The organism is Saccharopolyspora sp. NFXS83 (assembly GCF_026241095.1).
Lineage (GTDB): Bacteria > Actinomycetota > Actinomycetes > Mycobacteriales > Pseudonocardiaceae > Saccharopolyspora_C.
This window is the reverse complement of sequence record NZ_JAPFGB010000069.1, coordinates 1-613: the sequence shown is the minus strand read 5'-3', so window position 1 is coordinate 613 and position 613 is coordinate 1. Positions and strand designations below refer to the sequence as shown.

Sequence of the window (613 nt, the reverse complement as noted above, 5' to 3'; positions counted from 1 at the left end):
TCCCGAAAGTTCAGCCCTGTGGCCCGTACGGCGAGCCGCACTTCACCTGAACCCAGTTCGCGGGTCATCTCCGGCGCGCCGAGCAGGGCCAGGTCCTCCAGGCTGCCCTTCTTCGTCACGTTCAGCCGCCACGTCGGTTCCGGCGGCGGAATCAGGGATCCACCGGCACTTACCCGCGCGAGCCTGGGCACCGACACCTGCCGGCCGCGAACCGCGCTCTGGGCCTCCCGGGCAGCCACTATGGCTGGGAGCAGCGCCGCGCCCTCGTCATCGACGTCGACCAGCAGGAACCGGCCGGGGTTCTCCGACTGCGCCGACCGCACCAGCCCCCACACCGCCGCACCCGGCAGATCCGTGACGTCCTCCTCGTGGGATGCCGCGATCGCACCACGGGTCACGAACACCAACGGCACATCGTCCAAGCGGGGATCGGCCAGCCACTCCTGCAACAACACCAACGTGTCGCGCGTCGCCGTGTGCACCGCCGCAGCCAGATCACCCTCGTACGTCCGCGCGACCACCGCAGCCGTAGGCATCGCAGCCGCCAGGGAAGCGATGTCAGGGTAGGAGGTCTTCCCTTCCGCGAGACGGAGGTCGTCAGACCCGAGCACGA

1 protein-coding gene is annotated in these 613 nt (G+C 69.5%); it reads right to left on the bottom strand.

Annotated features, from left to right (window positions below):
* A partial coding sequence (locus tag OOZ19_RS29985) for a SpnB-like Rossmann fold domain-containing protein (protein WP_416309529.1) occupies nt 1-613 on the bottom strand: 613 nt, incomplete at both ends.